Origin of the sequence: Streptomyces sp. F001, from assembly GCF_004187715.1 — a bacterium.
Lineage (GTDB): Bacteria > Actinomycetota > Actinomycetes > Streptomycetales > Streptomycetaceae > Streptomyces > Streptomyces flavusporus.
Genome location: NZ_QZWF01000007.1, coordinates 155,313 through 173,277 on the forward strand (window position 1 = coordinate 155,313; position 17,965 = coordinate 173,277).

Consider the following 17,965-nt stretch of genomic DNA (forward strand, 5'->3'; position numbering starts at 1 on the left):
GACCCCCGCTTCGGCCTGAACGGCCTCGTCCTCAAACTCCCCCAGAGGGGGCACCCCCAACAGGCTGGGGGCCATGACCGGCGTCGTCAGGTTGCGGTCGTCAGGCCGCGCACCAGTTCGTCCGCCGCTCGGTACGGGTCCAGTTCCCCGGCAACGATGCGCTCCGCCAGTGTGCTCAGGCGGCGGTCGCCGTGCAGGTCGCCGATGCGTTCGCGGAGGGCTGTGACGGCGATGGTCTCCACCTCGCGTGCGGCGCGGGCCAGGCGGCGTTCGGCCAGGACGCCTCGCTCCTCCATCCATGCGCGGTGCTTCTCCAGGGCCTCGACGACCTCGTCGATGCCCTCGGCGCGGGCGGCGACCGTCTTGACGATCGGGGGCCGCCAGTCGCCGGGGCCACGGGACTCACCGAGGCCGAGCATGTGGTTCAGTTCCCGGGCGGTGGCGTCCGCGCCGTCGCGGTCGGCCTTGTTGACGACGTACACGTCGCCGATCTCCAGGATTCCGGCCTTCGCCGCCTGGATGCCGTCGCCCATGCCGGGGGCCAGGAGGACGACGGAGGTGTCGGCCTGGGAGGCGATCTCGACCTCCGACTGGCCGACGCCGACCGTCTCGACCAGGATCACGTCGCAGCCCGCCGCGTCCAGGACGCGGATCGCCTGCGGCGCGGCCCAGGCGAGGCCGCCCAGGTGACCGCGGGTGGCCATCGAGCGGATGTAGACGCCGGGGTCGGAAGCGTGCTCCGACATACGGACGCGGTCGCCCAGCAGCGCGCCCCCGGAGAAGGGGGACGACGGGTCGACGGCCAGGACGCCGACCCGCTTGCCCTGCTTGCGGTAGGCGGTGACGAGGGCCGACGTGGAGGTCGACTTGCCGACTCCCGGCGAGCCCGTGAGACCGACGACGTATGCGTTGCCGGTCAGCGGGGCCAGTGCCGCCATGACCTCCCTGAGCTGCGGGGACGCCCCCTCCACCAGGGAGATCAGCCGGGCCACGGCCCGCGGCCGGCCTTCCCTGGCCTGGGCCACCAGTGTGGAGACGTCCTGCATCACAGCTCCGTTCACGAGACAGTCGGCGACAAACCGCTCAGGCCTTCGGTACCCGCACGATCAGCGCGTCACCCTGACCGCCGCCACCGCACAGGGCGGCCGCGCCGACCCCGCCGCCGCGCCGCTTCAGCTCCAGCGCCAGGTGCAGGACGAGACGGGCACCGGACATCCCGATCGGGTGACCCAGGGCAATGGCGCCGCCGTTGACATTCACCTTTTCGGTGGATACCCCGAGGTCCTTCATCGACTGCACCGCCACGGCGGCGAAGGCCTCGTTGATCTCGATCAGGTCCAGGTCGGAGACCTCCAGGCCCTCCTTCTTCAGGGCGTGGAGGATGGCGTTGGAGGGCTGGGACTGGAGGCTGTTGTCCGGACCGGCCACGTTGCCGTGCGCGCCGATCTCCGCGATCCACTCCAGGCCGAGCTCCTGGGCCTTGGCCTTGCTCATGACGACGACCGCGGCCGCGCCGTCCGAGATCTGCGACGACGAACCCGCCGTGATCGTGCCGTCCTTCGAGAACGCCGGACGCAGCTTCGCCAGCGACTGAGCTGTCGTCTCCGCGCGGATGCCCTCGTCCTTGCTGAAGACGACGGGCTCGCCCTTGCGCTGCGGGATCTCCACCGGTGTGATCTCGGCCTCGAAGATGCCGTTCTTCTGGGCGGCGGCCGCGCGCTGATGGGACAGGGCGGCGATCTCGTCCTGCTCGGGGCGGGCGATGCCGAGGCGCGTGTTGTGCTTCTCGGTCGACTCGCCCATGGCGATGCCCTCGAAGGCGTCGGTCAGGCCGTCGTACGCCATGGCGTCGAGCATCTCCACCGCGCCGTACTTGAAGCCCTCGCGGGACTTCGGCAGCAGGTGGGGGGCGTTGGTCATGGACTCCTGACCGCCGGCGACGATCACGTCGAACTCGCCGGCGCGGATCAGCTGGTCGGCGAGCGCGATGGCGTCGAGGCCGGACAGACACACCTTGTTGACGGTGAGCGCCGGGACGTTCATCGGGATACCGGCCTTGACGGCGGCCTGGCGGGCCGGGATCTGCCCCGCCCCGGCCTGGAGCACCTGGCCCATGATCACGTACTGCACCTGGTCGCCACCGATCCCCGCACGGTCGAGGGCGGCCTTGATCGCGAAGCCGCCGAGGTCGGCTCCGGAGAAGGTCTTCAGCGAGCCGAGCAACCGCCCCATGGGCGTCCGCGCGCCCGCGACGATCACCGAGGTCGTGCTGTTCGTTCCAGTCATGAGCTGCGATCCCCTTACCGGCCTGCACGGGCCGAGGAGTGAACGAGGGTTTACTTCGAATGTACTGAGCGGTAGTCCACCCCGTCACCGGGCTGTCGGTGTGATCGCGCGCACGTTGCGTAACCACCTCCGGAGCGCTGCACTGATTTCATGCTGACGCGAATCGACCACATCGGGATTGCCTGCCACGACCTCGACGCGACCGTCGAGTTCTACCGGACCACCTACGGCTTCGAGGTGTTCCACACCGAGGTCAACGAGGAGCAGGGCGTGCGCGAGGCCATGCTCAAGATCAACGATACGTCCGACGGCGGCGCTTCGTACCTGCAGCTCCTGGAACCGACCCGGGAGGACTCCACCGTCGCGAAGTGGCTCGCCAAGAACGGCGAGGGTGTCCACCACATCGCCTTCGGTACGGCAGATGTCGACGGCGAGGCCGCGGACATTCGCGACAAGGGCGTACGCGTTCTGTACGAGGAGCCGCGGCGCGGCTCCATGGGGTCACGGATCACCTTCCTGCACCCCAAGGACTGTCATGGCGTACTGACAGAACTGGTCACTTCGGCGCCGGTTGAGTCACCTGAGCACTGACCCTCGTACATATGGGCCGGTAGGGTTGGGGGGCGGTCGCCGCTCTGTCCAGGGTGACCGCCATGTCCGGGGTCCGGGTTTCGGGGGACGAGCGTCGGGGCAGCAGCCCATGCTCCGTCGTTGATCTGACACCATTCCCCGGGGGCCCCGTTCGGCGGATGGACGGAGCTCGTTTGGAGAGACTTGCGACCAGGGGACGGATGGGACCGCGCAGTGCGGGGCTACGAGAGCCAGGAGCGAGAGCCGGCGGCTGACGTCGATCACCTCACTCGGTTCGAAGCCGAGATGAAACGGCTGAAGACCGAACGGGAAAAGGCGATCCAGCACGCCGAGGACCTCGGCTACCAGGTCGAGGTACTGCGCGCCAAGCTGCATGAGGCGCGGCGCACGCTCATGACCCGGCCTGCCTATGACAGCGCCGACATCGGCTATCAGGCCGAACAGTTGCTGCGCAACGCCCAGATGCAGGCCGACCAGATCCGTGCCGACGCCGAGCGCGAGCTGAGCCAGGCCCGGACGCAGACCCAGCGCATCCTCCAGGAGCACGCCGAGCAGGCAGCCCGGTTGCAGGCCGAGCTGCACGCCGAGGCGGTGGCCCGCCGTCAGCAGCTGGACCAGGAGCTCGCGGAGCGCCGGCAGAACGTCGAGTCGCACGTCAACGAGAACGTGGCCTGGGCCGAGCAGCTGCGCGCCCGCACCGAGCAGCAGGCCCGTCGCCTGCTGGAGGAGTCCCGCGCCGAGGCCGCGCAGGCCATGACGGCCGCCCGCGCGGAGGCCGAGCGGCTGGTCACCGAGGCACGGCAGCGGCTGCAGAACGAGGCCGAGTCGGCCCGCGCCGAGGCGGAGCAGCTGCTGCGCCGGGCTCGTACGGATGCCGAGCGGCTGCTGAACGCCGCCTCCACGCAGGCGCAGGAGGCCACCGACCACGCCGAGCAGCTGCGCAGTTCCACCGTCACCGAGTCCGACACCGCGCGCCGCCAGGCCGCCGAGCTGAGCCGGGCCGCCGAGCAGCGCATGACGGAGGCCGAGGAGGCGTTGCGCAAGGCGCAGTCCGAGGCGGAGAAGCTCGTCACCGAGGCCAAGGAGGCCGCGGCCAAGGCGCTGGCCGGCGCCGAGGCGGCCAACGAGACCCGCACCCGGACGGCCAAGGAGCAGGTCGCCCGGCTGGTCAGCGAGGCCACCAAGGAGGCCGAGACCACCAAGGCGGAGGCCGAGCAGGTCGTCGCCGACGCCCGCGCCGAGGCCGAGAAGATCGTCGCGGAGGCCGCCGAGAAGGCCCGTACGATCACCGCCGAGGAGACCGCCGGCCAGCTGTCCAAGGCGGCCAGGACCGCCGAGGACGTGCTCAACAAGGCGTCGGAGGACGCCAAGAACACCACCAAGGCCGCCGCCGAGGAGGCCGAGCGGATCCGCCGGGAGGCCGAGACCGAGGCGGACCGGCTGCGGGCCGAGGCGCACGACATCGCCGAGCAGCTCAAGGGCGCGGCGAAGGACGACACCAAGGAGTACCGCGCCAAGACGGTCGAGCTGCAGGAGGAGGCGCGCCGGCTGCGCGGCGAGGCCGAGCAGCTGCGGGCCGACGCGGTCGCCGAGGGCGAGAAGATCCGCGCCGAGGCCCGCAAGGAGGCCGTCCAGCAGATCGAGGAGGCGGCCAAGACCGCCGAGGAGCTGCTGGCCAAGGCCAAGGCGGACGCGGACGAGCTGCGGCAGAAGGCCACGACGGACAGCGAGAAGGTCCGTACGGAGGCCATCGAGCGGGCGACGACGCTGCGCCGGCAGGCCGAGGAGACCCTTCAGCGCACCCGCCAGGAGGCCGAGCGGCACCGCGAGGAGGTCGTCGAGCAGGCCGAGGGCATCAAGGCCGACGCCGAGCGCGCCGCACGGGAGCTGCACGAGGAGACCGAGCGTGCCGTGGAGGCCCGCCGTGCTCAGGCCGCCGACGAGCTGACCCGGCTGCACACCGAGGCCGAGCAGCGGCTCGCCGCCGCCGAGCAGGCGCTGACCGACGCCCGTGAGGAGGCCGCGCGGATCCGCCGCGAGGCCGCCGAGGAGACCGAGCGGCTGCGCGCCGAGTCGGCCGAGCGGATCCGCACGCTCCGGGCGCAGGCCGAGGCGGAGGCCGAACGGCTGCGCGACGAGGCCGCGTCGGACGCGTCCGCCTCCCGCGCGGAGGGCGAGGCCGTCGCCGTACGCCTGCGGTCGGAGGCGGCGGCGGAGGCCGAGCGGCTGAAGTCGGAGGCGCAGGACACCGCCGACCGGGTACGGGCCGAGGCGCAGGCCGCGGCCGAGCGGCTGGCGCAGGAGGCGTCCGAGACGCTGGCCGCCGCGCAGGAGGAGGCCGCCCGGCGCCGCCGCGAGGCCGAGGAGTTCCTCGGTTCGGCCCGCCAGGAGGCCGACCAGGAGCGCGAGCGGGCCCGGGAGCAGAGCGAGGAACTGCTGGCCGTGGCGCGGGCCCGCGTGGAGGAGGCGCAGACCGAGGCCCTGCGCCTGGTCGAGGAGGCCGACCGGCGCGCCACCGAGATGGTCTCGGCCGCCGAGCAGCACGCCCAGCAGGTCCGGGACTCCGTGACCGGGCTGCACGAGCAGGCGCAGGAGGAGATCCAGGGCCTGCGGTCCGCCGCCGAGCACGCGGCGGACCGTACCCGGCGCGAGGCGCAGGAGGAGGCGGACCGGGTCCGCGCCGACGCCTACGCCGAGCGGGAACGGGCCACCGAGGACGCGGGCCGTGCGCGGCGCGAGGCGAACGAGGAGACGGAGGCCGCCAGGGCGCTCGCCGAGCGCACCCTGGCGGAGGCGATCGCCGAGTCCGAACGGCTGCGCGCCGAGGCGGCCGAGCACGCCCAGCGGGTGCGTACGGAGGCCTCGGACAGCATCGCGCAGGCCGAGCAGGACGCGTCGCGCACCCGGGCGGACGCCCGCGAGGACGCCAACCGGATCCGTTCGGACGCGGCGACGCAGGCGGACACGCTCATCACCGAGGCGCGCTCCGAGGCGGAGCGGCTCACCTCGGAGACGGCCACGGAGGCCGAGCGAGTGCGGGCCGAGTCGGTCGCCAAGGCCGAGCAGCTGATCGGGGACGCCACCGGGGACGCGGAGCGGCTGCGCGCGGAGGCCGCCGAGACGGTCGGGTCGGCGCGGCAGCACGCCGAGCGGATCCGGGTGGAGTCGGAGCGGGTCCGGGCCGATGCGGCGGCGGAGGCCGAACGGCTGACGACGGCGGCGCGCAAGGAGGCCGAGCGGACCCTCGACGAGGCCCGCCAGGAGTCCAACAAGCGGCGTTCCGAGGCGGCCGAGCAGGTCGACAAGCTCATCACGGAGACCACGGCGGAGGCGGACAAGCTGCTCACCGAGGCCCAGCAACAGGCGCTCAAGACCACCGCGGACGCCGAGGCGCAGGCCGACACCATGGTGGGCGCGGCCCGCAAGGAGGCCGACCGGCTGGTCTCCGAGGCGACGGTCGAGGGCAACTCCCGGGTGGAGAAGGCCCGTACGGATGCGGACGAACTGCTGGTCGGCGCGCGCCGGGACGCGACGGCGATCCGGGAGCGGGCGGAGGAGCTGCGCGAGCGGATCACGGCCGAGATCGAGGAGCTGCACGAGCGGGCCCGCCGTGAGGCCGCCGAGACGATGAAGTCGACCGGTGACCGCTGCGACGCGCTCATCAAGGCCGCCGAGGAGCAGCTCGCCAAGGCCCAGGCGAAGGCCAAGGAGCTGGTGTCGGAGGCCAACTCCGAGGCCGGCAAGGTGCGGATCGCCGCCGTGAAGAAGGCCGAGGGACTTCTGAAGGAGGCCGAGCAGAAGAAATCGGCGCTCGTCAAGGAGGCCGAGGAGATCAAGGCCGAGGCGGTCCGCGAGGCCCAGCGCACGGTCGAGGAGGGCAAGCGCGAGCTCGAGACCCTGGTGCGGCGCCGCGAGGACATCAACGCGGAGATCTCCCGTGTCCAGGACGTGCTGGAAGCGTTGGAGTCTTTTGAGGCCCCGTCATCCGGCAAGGACGGCGGAGTCAGGGCGGGCGCCGCGGTGGGCGCGCAGCGTTCGGGTGGCAAGTCGTCGGACGGGTAGTCAGGAGGTCTGGTTCGGGGCACCTTCTGACCTTTTGGGTAAGTCTTTCGCAAGCGGTCCGACGGTTAGCCACTCAAAAGGGGTGTCATTCTCCAGATCAAACACGCATCCGCTCGATGACACGCCGCCTTGGCCCCTAGGATTCCACCTATCACCTCACCGGTCTCATTCGACAGGAACCCCATGAGCGACACTTCCCCCTACGGCTTCGAGCTTGTGCGGCGTGGATACGACCGCGCTCAGGTGGACGAACGTATCTCCAAGCTCGTCTCCGACCGTGACAGCGCTCTCGCCCGCATCACCGCTCTGGAAAAGCGCATCGAGGAGCTCCACCTCGAAACGCAGAACGCCCAGGCCCAGGTGAACGACGCCGAGCCGTCGTACGCCGGTCTCGGCGCGCGTGTCGAGAAGATCCTCCGCCTCGCCGAGGAGGAGGCCAAGGACCTGCGCGAGGAGGCCCGTCGCGCGGCCGAGCAGCACCGTGAGCTCGCCGAGTCGGCGGCCCAGCAGGTGCGCAACGACGCCGAGTCGTTCGCGGCGGAACGTAAGGCCAAGGCCGAGGACGAGGGCGTCCGGATCGTCGAGAAGGCCAAGAGTGAGGCCTCCCAGCTGCGTGCCGAGGCGCAGAAGGACGCGCAGTCCAAGCGGGAGGAGGCCGACGCGCTCTTCGAGGAGACCCGCGCCAAGGCCGCGCAGGCCGCCGCCGACTTCGAGACGAACCTCGCCAAGCGCCGCGAGCAGTCCGAGCGCGACCTGGCGTCCCGTCAGGCCAAGGCCGAGAAGCGCCTCGCCGAGATCGAGCACCGGGCCGAGCAGCTGCGCCTGGAGGCCGAGAAGCTGCGCACGGACGCCGAGCGCCGCGCCCGCCAGACGGTGGAGACGGCCCAGCGCCAGGCCGAGGACATCGTGGCCGACGCCAACGCCAAGGCCGACCGGATCCGCTCGGAATCCGAGCGCGAGCTGGCCGCCCTCACCAACCGCCGCGACTCCATCAACGCGCAGCTGACCAATGTGCGCGAGATGCTGGCGACCCTCACGGGCGCCGCGGTGGCAGCGACCGGCGCCCCGGCGACGGAGGACGAGCCGATCTCCCGTGGGGTTCCGGCGCAGCAGACCCGGTAACCGGTCGGAATACGCCGTCTGAACATCTGCGAAGCCCTCTGCCACTCCGGTGGCAGAGGGCTTTGTACCGTTTTAGCGTTGCCGCATGATCGAGCTCGAGGGGCTGACGAAACGGTACGGCGAGAAGGTGGCGGTCAACCATCTGACGTTCACCGTCAGACCGGGCATCGTCACGGGCTTCCTCGGCCCCAACGGCGCCGGCAAGTCCACGACGATGCGGATGATGCTCGGCCTGGACCGGCCCACCGCCGGGGACGTCCGCATCGACGGCAAACACTACGACCAGCTCAAGGACCCGCTGAAGTACATCGGCGCCCTGCTCGACGCCAAGGCCGTGCACGGCGGGCGCAGCGCCTTCAACCATCTGCTGTGCCTGGCGCAGGCCAACGGCATCCCGAAGAGCCGGGTGCACGAGGTGCTCGACACGGTGGGCCTCACGGCGGTCGCGCGGAAGAAGGCCAAGGGTTTCTCGCTCGGCATGGGGCAGCGGCTGGGCATCGCGGGCGCACTGCTCGGCGATCCACGGATCCTGATGTTCGACGAGCCGGTGAACGGGCTGGACCCCGAGGGCATCCACTGGATCCGCAACCTGATGAAATCGCTGGCCGCGCAGGGCCGTACCGTCTTCGTCTCCTCCCATCTGATGAGCGAGATGGCGCTGACCGCCGACCACATCGTCGTCATCGGCCAGGGCCGACTGCTCGCCGACACCTCCATGCCCGACTTCATCGCACGGAACTCACGCAGTTACGTCCGGATCCGCACCCCGCAGCGCGAGCGGCTGCTCGATGTGCTGTACGGGGCCGGTATCACGGTCGTCGAGACCGGCAGCGGGGCGCTCGAGGTGGACGGCGGCAAGTCCGAGCGGATCGGTGAGCTGGCCGCGCAGCACCAGATCGTGCTGCATGAGCTGAGCCCACAGCAGGCCTCCCTGGAGGAGGCGTTCATGCAGTTGACCGCGGAGTCCGTGGAGTACCACGCGCATTCCGACACGCCTGTGCAGCAGTGGGGCGAAACCTGGAGGAAGGGCTGAGCATGGCGGCGACCCAGGTCATCCGGTCCGAGTGGACGAAGATCCGCTCTGTCGCGTCCACGGTGTGGACGCTCTCCCTCGCCGTGGTGGTCACCATCGCCCTCGGCATGCTGATCTCGGCACTGTCGAAGAGCGAGTTCGAGAACATGAACGCGCGGGACAGGCTCTCCTTCGACCCTACGTTCATCAGCTTCGCCGGCATGAGCCTCGGTCAGCTCGCGCTGATCGTGTTCGGGGTGCTCGTGGTCTCCAACGAGTACAGCACCGGCATGATCCGCACCTCGCTGGCGGCCGTACCGCAGCGCGGCACGTTCCTGTTCAGCAAGCTTGCGGTCGCCACCCTGCTCGCCCTGGTCGTCGGCATGGCCACCAGCTTCGTGACCTTCTTCCTCGGGCAGGCGATGCTCGGCGACCTGAGCGCCCGGATCGGCGATCCGGGTGTGCTGCGCGCGGTGATCGGCGGCGGCGTCTACATGACCCTCATCGCGATGTTCTCGATGGGCGTCGCCGCGATGCTGCGTTCGCCGATGCTGTCGCTGGGCATCCTGATGCCGTTCTTCTTCCTGATCTCCAACATCCTGGGCAATGTCTCGGCCACCAAGAAGGTCGGCCAGTTCCTGCCCGACCAGGCCGGCAGCAAGATCATGCAGGTGGTCGTCCCGGTCGACGACGACGTTCCGTACGGCCCCTGGGGCGGGCTCGCGATCATGGTGCTGTGGGTGCTGGCGGCGCTCATCGGCGGTTACGTGCTGCTGAAGAAGCGGGACGCGTGATCGTGGAAGGTTTTTTACCCGCTCTTGGAGGGAACCGTCAGCGACTCGATATCCTCCTAACCCTTACGGGGGCGTGTGCCCCGCTGTCCTGAACCTTTCGATGGGTGCGGAGCATGATCGAGGCTGTCGGCCTGACCAAGCGCTACGGCGACAAGACCGCTGTGCACAACCTTTCCTTCCAGGTGCGGCCCGGGGCCGTCACCGGCTTCCTCGGGCCCAACGGCTCGGGCAAGTCGACGACGATGCGGATGATCGTCGGGCTGGACAACCCCACCTCCGGGCATGTGACCATCGGCGGCTACCCCTACGCCAAGCTGCCGAATGCGCCCCGCCAGGTCGGCGCCCTGCTGGACGCCAAGGCGGTGCACGGCGGCCGCTCGGCCCGCAACCATCTGCTGTCGCTGGCCCAGCTGTCCGGCATCCCGGCCCGCCGGGTGGACGAGGTGCTCGGCGTGGTGGGCCTGCAGGACGTGGCCAGGCGGCGCTCCAAGGGCTTCTCCCTGGGCATGGGCCAGCGGCTCGGCATCGCGGCCGCGCTGCTCGGCGATCCCCAGGTGCTGCTGTTCGACGAGCCGGTCAACGGCCTCGACCCGGAGGGCATTCTCTGGGTGCGGAACCTGATGAAGTCGCTGGCCGCGGAGGGCCGTACCGTCTTCGTCTCGTCGCACCTGATGAGCGAGATGGCGCTGACCGCCGACCACCTGATCGTCATCGGGCGGGGGCAGCTGCTCGCCGACGGCAGTGTGCAGGACTTCATCGCGGCGAACTCGGCCGGCTTCGCACGCGTACGGACGCCCGACACCGAGCCGCAGCTGCGCGAGAAGCTGGCGTCCGCGCTGACCGAGGCCGGCGCGCACGTTCTGCCCGAGCAGGACGACGCGCTGCGGGTGACCGGGCTGCCGCTGCCCCGCATCAGCGACATCGCGCACGACACGGACGTACGGCTGTGGGAGCTGTCGCCGCACCAGGCCTCGCTGGAGGAGGCGTACATGCGGATGACGCAGGGAGCCGTCGACTACCGCTCCACGATCGACCAGAAGGCCGGGCTGCAGCAGCCGCTGCCGCCGGGCGCACAGCCGCCGATGCCGATGCCGGTGCCGGGGCAGGGCCAGCCGGGCTGGTACGCCCCGCCGCCGCCCCAGCAGGGCGGGCAGCCGTTCGCGATGCCACAGGGGCAGCCGGGAGCGGTGCCGTCGGGGCCGTACGGCGCGCCCTCCGCGCCTGCCGGGCCCGGCACGGGCCCGGCCAACCCGTACGCGCAGCCGGCGCCGCAGGCGGCCCGTGAGGCGCCCCAGGCTCCGCAGGCGTCCGCACCGCCGGTGCCGGGCCAGGCTCCGGTCGCCGCCCCCCGCGCCCGCCGCTCCCGCGCAGCCCCCTCCGCCCTGCCGACCCGACCAAGCCCGAGGACGACCGATGAGCACGCCCAGCCCCCGATGCGCAGGCCGCACCCGAGTGGCAGGCGGCGCCCGGCCCGTCGTACCCCCACCCCAACTACACCTCGCCGATCCCGGTCGTCCGCACGCACCTCGGGCATGCCCTCGCCTCGGAGTGGACGAAGATCAGGTCGGTGCGCTCCACGATGTGGACGCTGGGCGTGTTCATCCTGCTCGTCGTCGGCATCGGGCTGTCGGCCGGCGCGCTGGTGGCGAACTCCGGGGCGGAGGGTGAGCTGGGCGACGAGAACCCGCTGTCCCTCGGCTTCTTCGGGCTGCTGCTCGGCAGCATGTGCATCATCACGCTGGGCGTGCTGACGACTGCCTCGGAGTACGGCACCGGGATGATCCGGACCACCATGACCGCCTGCCCCACACGCGGGCGGGTGCTCGCGGCGAAGTCGGTCGTGTTCTTCACGGTCGCCTTCGTGGTCACCCTGGTCGCCGCCGGATTCGTCGCCTTCGCGCAGGTCGGCATGTTGAGCGACGCCCGGGAGCCGACCGGGGAGGAGTGGTTGAAGGGCACGGTCGGTGTCTCGCTCTACATCGCGCTGCTCGGACTGCTCTCACTCGTCGTCGGCTCGATCGTCCGGCACTCGGCGGGCGCCATCACCATCATGATCGCCGCGGTGCTCGCCCCGCTGGTCATCGCGATGTTCATGTTCGCGTCGTCGCTGGAGGACCTGCGCGAGGCGCTGTTCGAGTACTCGATCCCGAACCAGCTGAGCATCTTCTACTCCAACTCGCTGACCACGTCGGGCCCGTCCGGCTGGGACCCGCTGTGGATCATGCTCGGCGTCACTGCCGCCGCGTTCGTCGGCGCCTACGCACTGCTGGAGAAGCGGGACGTGTAACCCTCGCCAGGGGCGACAAGCCCTAGAACTTCGGCGCGTTCCGGGACCGCTGCACCCGCGTGGTGCGGCGGTCCCGTGCGTTCCAGCAGGCCTTGTGCCAGTGCCGGCGGTCGTCGACGCCCGCGTGCTCGGGCCAGACCACGACGTGCGGTACACCGGAGGGGATCAGCTGGTCGCAGCCGGGGCAGCGGTACGTCTTGCCCTCGGAGCTCGCCCCCGCCACATGGCGTACGCTCCAGGTCTCGCCCTGCCAGTCCTCCGCCGACTGCCAGCCGCCGTAGCGGCCCGGGCGGTCGTCCTCGGCGCTCCCGCCGGACACGGCGGCCCCCTTCGGGCCCTTGGCTCGGTTGCGACGCGGGGACACGGGACACCTCTCGGAGCTATACAGGTAACAGGTCGTGTCCAGCCTACGTGGACCGGACAGGGGTACGCGCAAAGCAGCGATCTCCACAAGTCCCCCCTCTCCGGCCATCGATTCTGCTGACAATCCGCAAATCCCTTTGCCAGGCCGTGTCCTCGGCACGTGTCAGACGGTTATGCCGAGTGGGGGAGCTCCGTGTCGGAGCCAAGGAAGCAGGAAGAGCAATGCGCGTAGGAAGTTTCGTGTTGGCGGCCCAGTTCCCGGGCCAGGGCCAGGGGGAGGCGCTGCACCGCGCGGTCCGCTCGGCGGAGGTGGCCGAGGAGGCAGGGCTCGACTCGGTCTGGCTGGCCGAGCACCACTTCGTGCCGTACGGCACATGCCCGTCGGCGATCACCCTGGCCGCGTTACTGCTCGGCCGCACCCGCCGCATCCGGGTCGGCACGGCGGTCAGTGTGCTGCCCACCACCCACCCCGTGGCGCTCGGCGAGCAGGCCGCGCTGCTGCATGTGACAAGTGGCGGACGCTTCTCACTGGGTGTGGGGCGCGGCGGGCCGTGGGTGGACCTGGAGGTGTTCGGGACGGGCCTGGAGGCGTACGAGAAGGAGTACCCGGAATCACTCGATCTGCTGGTGCGCTGGCTGCGCGAGCCGGCGGTCGCGGGCCCCGGCGGCCGCTTCGCCTTCCGTGAAGTCCCCGTCGTGCCAAGGCCGTCCGAGTCCCTGTCGGAGACCGAGGGACCGGAGATGCTCGTCGCCTGTACGTCCCCGGCGAGTGTGCGGATGGCGGCCGAGCGCGGGCTGCCGATGCTGCTCGGCATGCACGTGGGGGACGAGGAAAAGGCCGAGATGATCGCCCTGTGGCGGCAGCATGCGCGAGCCGCCGGGCGGGCGGCGGACGAAGTCCTCGGCGCGGGTCATGTGTCGGCCGGTGTCTGCCAGATCGCGGACCGGCGCACCGACGCGGCGGAGACCCTGCTGAAGGCGATGCCGGGCTGGCTGAAGCAGGGCCTGGACGCTCATGTCACGGTGGACGGCCGCGAGCGCCGGATGCGCGATCCGCTGGCGTACACCGAACTGCTCTGCGGGCTGCACCCGGTGGGCACCCCACGGCTGTGCGCCGACCGGCTCGCCGCCACCAGCGAGCGCACCGGCGTCTCCCGCTTCGCGCTGCTCGTCGAGGGCTCCGGCGACCTGGCAGCGACGGAGGAGAACGTACGGCGGCTGGGGGCCGAGGTGCTCCCCCAGCTGACGTGAACGGCCCCGTCGTGCGGGAGGCTTGCCGCTCCGGTACAGATCGCACCTCCCGCGTACGGAGCGGCAAGCAGGCGGTACAGCGCCTCAGCAGTCCCGCAGCTCCGGGGACTGGTTCAGCAGCTGGCCGCGGACCGAGGTGAAGCGGGCCAGCCTCTCGTCCGCCGAGGCGTCCAGCGGGAACACCGCCACCCGGTGGCAGTTCTGGAAGGCCAGCCGCACACCGAAGTGCCGCTGCAGCGCGCCGCGTATGGCGTCACTCGCGAGCGCACGCAGCAGCTGACCGCGCGCCTGCTCGTCCGGCGGGGGCGTCTGGTTGTCGGCGAACTCTCCGCCGTCCACCTTCAGCTGGGCCACCAGGGAGCTGATCATCTCCCATGCGTAGGGCAGGGAGGTCCGGACGCAGTCGACGAAGTCAGCTTCGTCGACCTCGCCTCGCTCGGCCTGTTCGAGTAGGGCCGGTGAGACGTCGAGCGACATGGGTTCTCCTCTCGCACCCCCAACCAGCAGGGGTTGCCGGACAGATGAGGGAGTGCGCGATCGTCAACACGCTGCGTACACATCTCGCGACCTCCCGTTTAATACGGTAGGCAACAGACGGTGACGGCACCAGAAGAATGCGAATACAGGCCGATCCCAATGGGCACACAATCGGCCAGCAATGAACAGGGGGGATCCGGGGCGAATCGCTTTCACCGGGGCCCGTCGAGTAGCGTTGCCGACCATGCGTCTCGTCATTGCCCGCTGCTCCGTCGACTACGCCGGCCGGCTCACCGCCCACCTCCCCACCGCCCCCCGTCTCATCCTGGTGAAGGCGGACGGCAGCGTCTCGATCCATGCGGACGACCGGGCCTACAAGCCCCTGAACTGGATGTCGCCGCCCTGCACGCTGAAGGAGGGAACCGGCGAGGAGGGCGGTGTCTGGACCGTCATCAACAAGGCGGGCGAGAAGCTCATCATCACGATGGAGGAGGTCCTCCACGACTCCACGCACGAACTCGGCGTGGACCCCGGCCTGATCAAGGACGGCGTGGAAGCACACCTTCAGGAACTGCTCGCCGACCGCATCGAAACGCTGGGCGAGGGCTACACGCTGATCCGCCGCGAGTACATGACGGCTATTGGCCCGGTCGACATCCTCTGCCGGGACGCCGACGGACAGACCGTCGCCGTCGAGATCAAGCGACGCGGTGAGATCGACGGCGTGGAACAACTCACGCGCTATCTGGAGCTGTTGAACCGCGATCCCCATCTGGCGCCGGTGCGGGGCGTCTTCGCGGCGCAGGAGATCAAGCCGCAGGCCCGGGTCCTGGCGACGGACCGGGGGATCGGGTGCCAGGTGCTGGACTACGACGCGCTGCGGGGGATCGAGGACGACAAGTTGCGGCTGTTCTGAGCGGCAGTGGTACGACGGTGAGGGCCGGGTCCGCTGGACGGACCCGGCCCTCCGGCTTGTACGGGCCTCAGATCACCGCACCCGAACCCGAGGTGCTCGGAGTCCCCGCACTGCTGCTCTCCGGCGCGCTGGCGCTCGTGCTCGCCGGAGCGCTGGAGGAGATCGGGGCGCTCGCCGAGTCCGAGGTGGGCGGGGTTTCCGTCGGGGTCGCGGTGGGCGTCCCCGTCGGGGTTTCCGTGGGTGTCTCCGTCGGCTCTTCGGTCTCGGTCGGCGTCGGAGACGTCTCGGTGGGCGGCTTCGACGACGACGGCGGCCGCGTCGGGGACTTGGTCGGCGAGCTGGAGCTCGTCGGGGAGTCGCCGCCCGGATCCCGCGTACCGCTCGGGTCGTCGGACGGCTCGTCCGGCTCCGTGGCCGTCGGCGTCGGATCGTCCGCGGTGCCGAACGTACCGTCCGGTCCCGGATCCGTCGGCCGGCTCGTCGCCGGGCCGGTGTCGCCGTCGCCGTCCTGCTCCGCCTTGTCGGCGCCCAGGCCCTCCTCGCCGACGCCCTGGCTGGCGGACGGGTTGACGCCGACCTGCTCGGAGGGGTTCTCGGCGTCGTTGCTGGAGGTGGCGCCGAGCGTCACGACCGTACCGAGCACCGCCACCAGCAGTGCGCCCGCGCCGGCCGCGACGAGGTTGCGCTTGGCCAGGCCGCGCAGGCCGCCCCGGTCGCGGTGCTGCGTCGCACCGGGCGTCGAGCGGTGGGTGACGAGGGTCGACGTGTCGTCGGGCCGCTGCAGGGGCGGGAACTCCGCAAGCGCCGCGGGGACCCCGCCGGGCGGCGACGCCGACTCCTCGTAGCGGGCGGCGGGCACCTCCTCGCCGGTGGTGGAGCCGAGCACGGGCGTGGCACCGAGCGCCGGTGAGGCACCGGGCGTGGACGCGGGACCCGGTGTCGTGCCCGCGCGGTCGGTGACCAGGGCCAGGGCGCGGCGGCCGGCGACGGTGCCACGCTTGTCGGCGGCGGCACCGCGCAGCCCGATGGACGCCTCCAGTTCGGCGCGGGCCCGGTCCGGCCGGCCCTCGCACAGCGCGAGGATGCCCAGCTCGTGGTGGAAGTAGGCCTGTTCGGTGACGTCCCCGGCGAGCCGGGCGGCCTCCACGCCGGAGCGCAGCGCCCGCTCCCAGGCGCTCCAGTGCAGCCCGGCGGCGAACGCGGGAGCCGCCGTGCGGGCCAGCTGCACGGCGGCGCTCTCCTCGCCCTCGCCCTGCGGTGTCGTCGCCGGTACGAGGGCGGCAAGGGCGGTGAGCAGGGCGTCCGCCTCGGCGCACACACGCTCCGGAGTGACCGAGGGGTGACCGGCCCACCAGGCGTAGTGCCGGGCGGCGGTCAGGACGTGACGGGCCGGGTCGTCGGCGTACCCGGCGGCCTCCAGCTGGGTCTGCACCCCGGCGGCGAGCCGGTAGCGGGAGCCGACGGGTGAGACCAGCGCGCAGCTGAGCAACTCGCCCAGCGCGGCGTCCGCGTGGGTGTCGCCGACCAGGGCGGGCAGGTGCGCCTGATGCGGCACCTCGCCGCCGAGCGCCACGGCGATACGCAGGGTGGCACGCGCGGAGGCGCTCAGCCGGGAGGCGAGCAGCGCGGCCGGCGCGGCTCCCTCCGCCAGCGAGGGCAGCGGTACTTCGGCGGACGCTCCGGGAACGGCGTCGAAGGGCGCATCGGCCGGGAGTTCCTGGAAGACGCCGAACTCGTCGAAGGCGTCCACGCCTGCCCGCATCCGGTCGCGCTGCCGCAGCAGGGCGCCGGCCTGCACGAACCGCAGCGGCAGGCCCTCGGACTCGAACCAGAGGTCACCGGCCCAGTTGGCCTCGTCCTCGGTGAGGGAGCGGCCGACGGCGTACTCGAGGAGATCCAGGCCGCCGGCGCGGTCGAGACCGTCGAGGAAGACCTCCTCGATCGCCGCGTCGGCGGACGGCGCGGGCACATCCGGGGTGGCGCCGATCACGAAGGCGCACTCCGGGGTGGCCGCCAGCAGTTCGTCGAGCGCGGCGCCGCCGAACTCGATGTCGTCGAGGACGACGATCGCGCCGATCTCCCGGACGTGTTCGAGCAGTTCGTCCCGTTCCGGCCGGTGCAGGGGTGCGCCGTACACGGCGTAGAAGAGCTCGTACAGCAGGTCGTTCGCGGTGTGGTGGAAGCCGGTGAGCCGGACCACGCCGTCGGGGGCGAGGTCCGCGCAGTCCTCGGCGACCGTGTCGAGGAGGCGGGTACGGCCCGATCCTCCCGGGCCGGTCAGGCGCACGGAGCGGCCGCGGGCGAGCAGCCGCACCAGGCGCTCGCGCTCGTCCTGGCGGCCGAGGAGCGGCAGCGCGGGCCGGCCCGGCCCCGGCGGGACGGGCGGCGCGGCTGCGCGGTCGACCTCGGCACGCTGGGCCGCGGTCAGCTTCTGCGGGCGTCCGGGCCGCTCCCCCGGCGGGCACAGTTCGATCTCGCTGCCGTCGACGGGGTTGACGGTGAGCAGGAAGTCGCCGGAGACCAGCTGCACCGTGCGGGCGAGTGCGGGCGCATGCTGGCCGAAGTCGGATGTGAGGGAGTCCCTCGGCGGGCGCTGGCGCGGCGAGTTGCCGTCACCTTCGTGGCCGTACTCCTCGGGTCCCCGGTTGTTCGGGTCCATAGGTTCAAGCCCCCCAAAAGCGTCGAGTGCGTCGAGCCCCTCCCGGCCTTGCCGCACACCGCGCTGTCGCTTCTGGTCCGGGCCCGCTCGAGGGTTGAACAGACGCGGGCGACCGAACCCTAAACCTTCGCTCAGTATCTACGAC

Annotated in this window: 12 protein-coding genes and 2 pseudogenes; 9 read left to right on the forward strand and 5 right to left on the reverse strand. The window is 71.4% G+C overall.

Annotated features, from left to right (window positions below):
* Nucleotides 1-86: 86 nt before the first annotated feature.
* Both meaB and StrepF001_RS25335 read right to left on the reverse strand, forming a co-directional pair.
* On the reverse strand, nt 87-1,046 hold the full coding sequence (gene meaB / locus StrepF001_RS25330; protein ID WP_129800526.1) for a methylmalonyl Co-A mutase-associated GTPase MeaB: 960 nt from the start codon (nt 1,044-1,046) through the stop codon (nt 87-89).
* A gap of 37 nt (nt 1,047-1,083) precedes the next feature.
* On the reverse strand, nt 1,084-2,286 hold the full coding sequence (locus tag StrepF001_RS25335; protein WP_129800527.1) for an acetyl-CoA C-acetyltransferase: 1,203 nt from the start codon (nt 2,284-2,286) through the stop codon (nt 1,084-1,086).
* A 150-nt stretch (nt 2,287-2,436) separates the two neighbouring features.
* Here StrepF001_RS25335 and mce point away from each other — a divergent pair, with 150 nt between their 5' ends.
* The 7 genes and pseudogenes from mce to StrepF001_RS25370 all read left to right on the forward strand — a co-directional run.
* Complete coding sequence (mce, locus tag StrepF001_RS25340) at nt 2,437-2,877, forward strand: methylmalonyl-CoA epimerase (protein WP_129800528.1); 441 nt, start codon at nt 2,437-2,439, stop codon at nt 2,875-2,877.
* A gap of 213 nt (nt 2,878-3,090) precedes the next feature.
* Nucleotides 3,091-6,939, forward strand: a complete 3,849-nt coding sequence (gene scy, locus StrepF001_RS25345; RefSeq protein ID WP_129800529.1) for a polarized growth protein Scy — start codon at nt 3,091-3,093, stop codon at nt 6,937-6,939.
* 183 nt (nt 6,940-7,122) lie between these two features.
* Complete coding sequence (locus StrepF001_RS25350) at nt 7,123-8,061, forward strand: cellulose-binding protein (RefSeq protein ID WP_129800530.1); 939 nt, start codon at nt 7,123-7,125, stop codon at nt 8,059-8,061.
* Nucleotides 8,062-8,146: 85 nt separating this feature from the next.
* The gene (locus tag StrepF001_RS25355; RefSeq protein WP_129800531.1) at nt 8,147-9,094 is read left to right on the forward strand and encodes an ABC transporter ATP-binding protein; all 948 of its coding nucleotides are present in this window, start codon (nt 8,147-8,149) and stop codon (nt 9,092-9,094) included.
* Entirely contained in the window at nt 9,091-9,867 is a 777-nt protein-coding gene (locus StrepF001_RS25360) for an ABC transporter permease (protein WP_129800695.1), read from the forward strand. The genes StrepF001_RS25355 and StrepF001_RS25360 overlap by 4 nt, the downstream gene beginning before the upstream one ends.
* A 113-nt stretch (nt 9,868-9,980) precedes the next feature.
* A pseudogene (locus StrepF001_RS25365) lies at nt 9,981-11,171 on the forward strand (ATP-binding cassette domain-containing protein); the annotation flags it as partial.
* Nucleotides 11,172-11,305: 134 nt separating this feature from the next.
* A pseudogene (locus StrepF001_RS25370) lies at nt 11,306-12,154 on the forward strand (ABC transporter permease subunit); the annotation flags it as partial.
* 22 nt (nt 12,155-12,176) lie between these two features.
* Here StrepF001_RS25370 and StrepF001_RS25375 read toward each other — a convergent pair.
* A complete protein-coding gene (locus StrepF001_RS25375; RefSeq protein WP_129800533.1) occupies nt 12,177-12,518 on the reverse strand; it encodes an ATP/GTP-binding protein in 342 nt (113 codons plus the stop codon).
* A 221-nt stretch (nt 12,519-12,739) separates the two neighbouring features.
* Here StrepF001_RS25375 and StrepF001_RS25380 point away from each other — a divergent pair, with 221 nt between their 5' ends.
* Complete coding sequence (locus tag StrepF001_RS25380) at nt 12,740-13,768, forward strand: LLM class flavin-dependent oxidoreductase (RefSeq protein WP_129800534.1); 1,029 nt, start codon at nt 12,740-12,742, stop codon at nt 13,766-13,768.
* Between the two features lie 84 nt (nt 13,769-13,852).
* On the opposite strand, the gene StrepF001_RS25385 is transcribed toward StrepF001_RS25380, so the two are convergent.
* Nucleotides 13,853-14,245, reverse strand: a complete 393-nt coding sequence (locus StrepF001_RS25385; RefSeq protein WP_129800535.1) for an SCO5389 family protein — start codon at nt 14,243-14,245, stop codon at nt 13,853-13,855.
* Between the two features lie 244 nt (nt 14,246-14,489).
* On the opposite strand from StrepF001_RS25385, the gene nucS reads away from it, so the two are divergent.
* Nucleotides 14,490-15,161 carry an endonuclease NucS gene (gene nucS / locus StrepF001_RS25390; RefSeq protein WP_129800536.1) on the forward strand — a complete coding sequence of 224 codons (672 nt, stop codon included), beginning with the start codon at nt 14,490-14,492 and terminating at the stop codon, nt 15,159-15,161.
* A gap of 67 nt (nt 15,162-15,228) precedes the next feature.
* Here nucS and StrepF001_RS25395 read toward each other — a convergent pair whose 3' ends face one another.
* Nucleotides 15,229-17,820, reverse strand: coding sequence for an ATP-binding protein (locus StrepF001_RS25395; RefSeq protein ID WP_129800537.1), 2,592 nt, complete (start codon nt 17,818-17,820; stop codon nt 15,229-15,231).
* Nucleotides 17,821-17,965 lie beyond the last annotated feature (145 nt).